The organism is Streptomyces sp. MnatMP-M17, assembly GCF_900091995.1.
Taxonomy (GTDB): Bacteria; Actinomycetota; Actinomycetes; order Streptomycetales; family Streptomycetaceae; genus Streptomyces.
Window position 1 is genome coordinate 1 of sequence record NZ_FMDK01000374.1, and the last position, 4,481, is coordinate 4,481.

The following is a 4,481-nucleotide window of genomic DNA, read 5'->3' on the forward strand; positions in this document are numbered from 1 at the left end:
GCTGGCTGGAGTCGGTGACAGGCCGGCTGGGCGCGGTCAGGGAGCGGCGGGCGATCCACCGGGAGTTCCCACCGGCCTTCCGCTGGCTGGGCAGTCCCGTGCTGCCCGCCGGATCGGGCTGCCATCACTGGGTCGGTGGCGAGCGCGCCCACTGGCCCGCCGTACTGCCCGAGGACCGGGACATACTCGCCGGGTGGCTGCTGCCCAAGGTGGCGGCCTGCGCGGAGGACGACCAGCGGGGCGGCTCCTGGTGGCTGCCGGTGCTCGCCGAGAGCGGTGGTCCCGTCGGTGCCGGCCTGCATCGAGGCGTGGCGTACGGACTCGGCGCCCGGCATCCGGACGACCGACTGTCGGCGGTGGACGCGCTGCTGGTGCTGGCCGCCCGCGGTGATCTGGACGCACCGCTGCTCGGGCGGGAACTGGCCACGCTGGTGACCTCCGAGGCCGTCAAGGTCAACCGGCTGGCCGACGCGCTCCGCACCGCCGCTGCGACCGGCGCGTACGCCACGGTCTGGTCGGTGCTCGGCGCCGCACTGCCCGGCCTGCTGGCAGCGGAGGCCGTGGCGGCCAGGACCGGGACCGCGAAGGCCGGGACCGCGAAGGCCGCCGCGGCCGTACGTCCTGGTCTCGGGGAGCTGCTGGCCGTGGCCGCGGAGTGCGTGGAGCGCTGCGGCGCGCGGGATGCGATACCAGGGCTGGCCGAATTGACAGCCCGCGGAGGCTCGTCGCGCCTCGCCTCCCAGGCGGCCCGGCTGCTGGCCGCATTGCGTCAGGGAGACGATCATTCCGCGCCAGAACTGGCCGAAGATCGCCCAAATAGGAACAGAACCATCCTTAACCCATCAGTCACAAACCGTTCGTGATCACGCAACACCATTCCGTCAGAGTGAGGTCATGACCAATGTGACGTCTGCGAAGAGTGTCCGCCGTCCCCACCACTGGCGGCGGGACCTTGTCGAACTGGCCGCGCTGTTCACCGCGGTGGCGGTCGCCGACTCCGTGGCGAACATGATCGCGCATGGACCCGACGGTACGTTTCTGCTGTTCGCCTCCGCCCTGACCTTGATGGCCACCGCCGCCTTCCACACATGGTGGGCACGGAGGCACAGCCATGCACCACCGGCCTCCGACGCCGCCCACGTCTCCGACGCGGGCGCCGGCGCCCTGCCCGTACCGGCCCTTCCGGATCCCCGGCAGGGAGTCCTCCCGGCCGAGACGGTCGAGACGGTGCTCTGGCGGATGCGGACCACCGTGCGGGACGAGCCGGGCAGTCTGGCCGCGCTGTGCACGGCGTTCGCCACGCTCCATGTGGACATCCTCACGCTCCAGACCCATCCGCTGGCCGAGGGCACGGTGGACGAGTTCCTGCTGCGCGCTCCGGGCGCGCTCCAGGCGAAGGACCTCATCGGCGAGGTTTCGGCGGCGGGCGGCAGCGGCACCTGGATCGAGCGCGCCGACGCACACGATCTGGTGGACACACCGACCCGGGTGCTGGGCCTGGCCACCCGTACGGCGCTGGACGGCGCCGAGCTGCCGCTCGCGCTGCGCCAGTTGCTCGGCCGCTGCACGATCCACTCGCGGCCCGCGCTCCCGGTCACCGGACGTGCCACCGGTGAGAGCGCGCCAGTCGAGGGCGTGCTGGACGGGACGGAGATGCGGCTGCACGACCCGAACGGCGGAAGCATCACCGTCGAGCGCCCGTATCTCGCCTTCACGCCCACCGAATTCGCCCGGGCCCGCGCCCTGGTCGAGCTGGACGCCCGGCTCGGCCCGCGCATCCCGCGCAGCCAGGATGTGCTGACGCTCCCGGAAGGCGAGGAGATCACCGTACGGCGTGCCGACCGTGACGATCTCGACGCGGCGCTCGCCATGCACAGCCGCTGCTCCGAGCGCACGCTGAGCCAGCGCTACCACGGCCCGGTGGGCGACGCGGACCGCTATCTCCAGCATCTGCTCAGCCCGCGCTTCGGCCGTACGCTCGCGGTCGAGTCGGCCTCCGGGCGGCTGGTCGCCCTCGGGCATCTGCTCTGGGACGGCGACGAGACCGAGGTCGCGCTGATCGTCGAGGACGCCTGGCAGCGGCGCGGTATCGGCTCCGAGCTGCTCGGCCGGCTGGTCGCGCTCGCCGTGGAGGCGCACTGCACCAGCGTGTACGCGGTCACCCAGGCGTCCAACACCGCCATGGTCGCGACCATGCGCGATCTCGGTCTGCCGCTGGACTACCAGATCGAGGAGGGCACGCTCGTCATCACGGCCCGGCTGGACCCGACGTCCGTGTCGGTGCTGCCGCCGTACGGGGACTCCGGTCTGTTCGACCACCACGGCCAGGCCGACCGCTGAGCACCCGAGACCGCTGAGCACGAGCACGAGCACGAGCACCCGAATACGCCATATCTGAACACCCGGCCCGTACGGACCGGACGCCTCGCGTACAGCCCGGCGCAGCCCACCGGGTCCGTACGATCCGTACGGGCGCGGCGGCCGAACGTCTTGTTCCGGCCAAACTCGGCGGCGGTCCGAAGTCCGCCCCGGGCCCCGGCCTGCCCGTCTCCGGACGGAACGAATCCGGCTCTTGGCCCGAAGCCGCCTCCTTCACCTCCCGGGCATCTACCGGCCGCTTCCCAAGTGGCCTTCCGGCAGGGCGATCGAGGGCCGCTCAAGCCTCTGTCGTCGGCCAATCCGCCCATGCCACGGAATTCATGATGTGACGAGGGCGGCCTCTCTTGGAGAAGATGGCCCGCATGTCAGACACAGCCGGCAGCGCGCTGCCCCGCCAGGTCGCCGACGCCTACGTCGACGCACTCATCGAACTCGATCCCATCACCGGCACCTTTCTGGGCGTCGCGGAGAGTTCCCGTCGCCTTCCCGATTTCTCTCCGGCCGGTCAGCAGGCTCTCGCCGATCTCGCCCGGGAGACGCTCGCCCGGCTCGACCGGGCCGAGACGCTGCCGGGCGCGGACGCCGATGCCGAGCGGTGCTGCGGCCGGCTGCTGCGTGAGCGGCTGACGGCGGAACTCGCCATCCATGACGCCGACGAGGGGCTGCGCAAGGTCAGCAACATCCACTCGCCGGCGCATCACATCCGCGAGGTGTTCACCGTGACACCGGCCGAGACGGACGAGGACTGGGCGGCGATCGCCGAGCGGCTGCGGGCCGTGCCTGCGGCGCTGGAAGGTTTCCGCGCCTCGCTCGCCCTGGGACTCGAACGCAAGCTGTACGCCGGGCCGCGCCCCACCGCGACCTTCGTCGGCCAGCTCACGGAGTGGGCCGGTGAGGAGCGCGGCTGGTTCGAGGAGTTCGCCTCGGCGGGCCCCGAACCGCTCCGTGCGGAGCTGGACGACGCCGCGCGCGGGGCCACCGCCGCCGTCACGGAGCTGCGCGACTGGATCCGTGATGTGTACGCGCCCGCCGTCGAGGACGCGCCGAACACCGTGGGCCGGGAGCGCTACGCCCGCTGGTCGCGCTACTTCAACGGCACGGATCTGGATCTGGACGAGGCGTACGCGTACGGCTGGTCCGAGTACCACCGGCTGCTGGCCGAGATGAGGACCGAGGCCGAGAAGATCCTGCCGGGCGCCGGTCCCTGGGAGGCACTCGCGCATCTTGAGGAGCACGGAGAGCACATCGAGGGCGTCGACGAGGTCAGGGAGTGGCTCCAGAACCTCATGGACGAGGCCATGGACGCGCTGGACGGCACACACTTCGAACTCGCCGAGCAGGTACGGAAGGTGGAGTCCCGGATCGCGCCGCCTGGCGGGCCGGCCGCGCCGTACTACAGCAGCCCGTCCGAGGACTTCTCACGGCCCGGCCGCACCTGGCTCCCGACCATGGGCGCCACCCGCTTCCCCGTATACGACCTGGTGTCCACCTGGTACCACGAAGGCGTCCCGGGCCACCATCTCCAGCTCGCCCAGTGGACGCTGGTCGCCAACCAGCTCTCCCGCTACCAGGCGACCGTCGGCATGGTCAGCGCCAACGCGGAGGGCTGGGCGCTCTACGCGGAGCGGCTCATGGACGAGCTGGGCTTCCTGCCGGACGCGGAGCGCAGAATCGGTTATCTGGACGCGCAGATGATGCGTGCCTGCCGGGTGATCGTGGACATCGGTATGCATCTGGAGATGGAGATCCCGGCGGATTCGCCGTTCCACCCGGGCGAGCGCTGGACGCCTGAGCTTGCGCAGGAGTTCTTCGGGAACCACAGCGGCCGGCCCGCGGAATTCGTGGAGAGCGAGCTGACCCGCTATCTCTCGATGCCGGGCCAGGCGATCGGCTACAAGCTGGGCGAGCGCGCCTGGCTGCTCGGGCGGGAGAACGCCCGTAAGGCACATGGCGACGCGTTCGACGCGAAGGCCTGGCACATGGCGGCGCTGTCACAGGGCTCGCTGGGTCTGGACGACCTGGTGGAAGAGCTGTCCAAGCTCTGAGTGACGGTGGCGACAGCAGTAGCGGTACGGCGGCTGCCGGTCCCGGCCGAAAGGCAC

2 protein-coding genes and 1 pseudogene are annotated in these 4,481 nt (G+C 71.2%); all 3 read left to right on the forward strand.

The genetic code is table 11. From position 1 onward, the window contains the following. Positions 1 to 863 (forward strand): annotated as a pseudogene (locus GA0115259_RS40370) (hypothetical protein); the annotation flags it as partial. A 31-nt stretch (positions 864 to 894) separates the two neighbouring features. After that, positions 895 to 2,340 (forward strand): GNAT family N-acetyltransferase, encoded by a 1,446-nt coding sequence (locus GA0115259_RS17435; protein WP_093597616.1) that lies wholly within the window; start codon positions 895 to 897, stop codon positions 2,338 to 2,340. Positions 2,341 to 2,741: 401 nt separating this feature from the next. After that, complete coding sequence (locus tag GA0115259_RS17440; RefSeq protein WP_093597619.1) at positions 2,742 to 4,424, forward strand: DUF885 domain-containing protein; 1,683 nt, start codon at positions 2,742 to 2,744, stop codon at positions 4,422 to 4,424. Positions 4,425 to 4,481 lie beyond the last annotated feature (57 nt).

Excerpts from the sequence above, each read along its gene's own strand:
- GA0115259_RS17435 (WP_093597616.1), top strand. The coding sequence starts at position 895 with ATGACCAATGTGACGTCTGCGAAGAGTGTCCGCCGTCCCCACCACTGG.
- GA0115259_RS17440 (WP_093597619.1), top strand. The coding sequence starts at position 2,742 with ATGTCAGACACAGCCGGCAGCGCGCTGCCCCGCCAGGTCGCCGACGCC.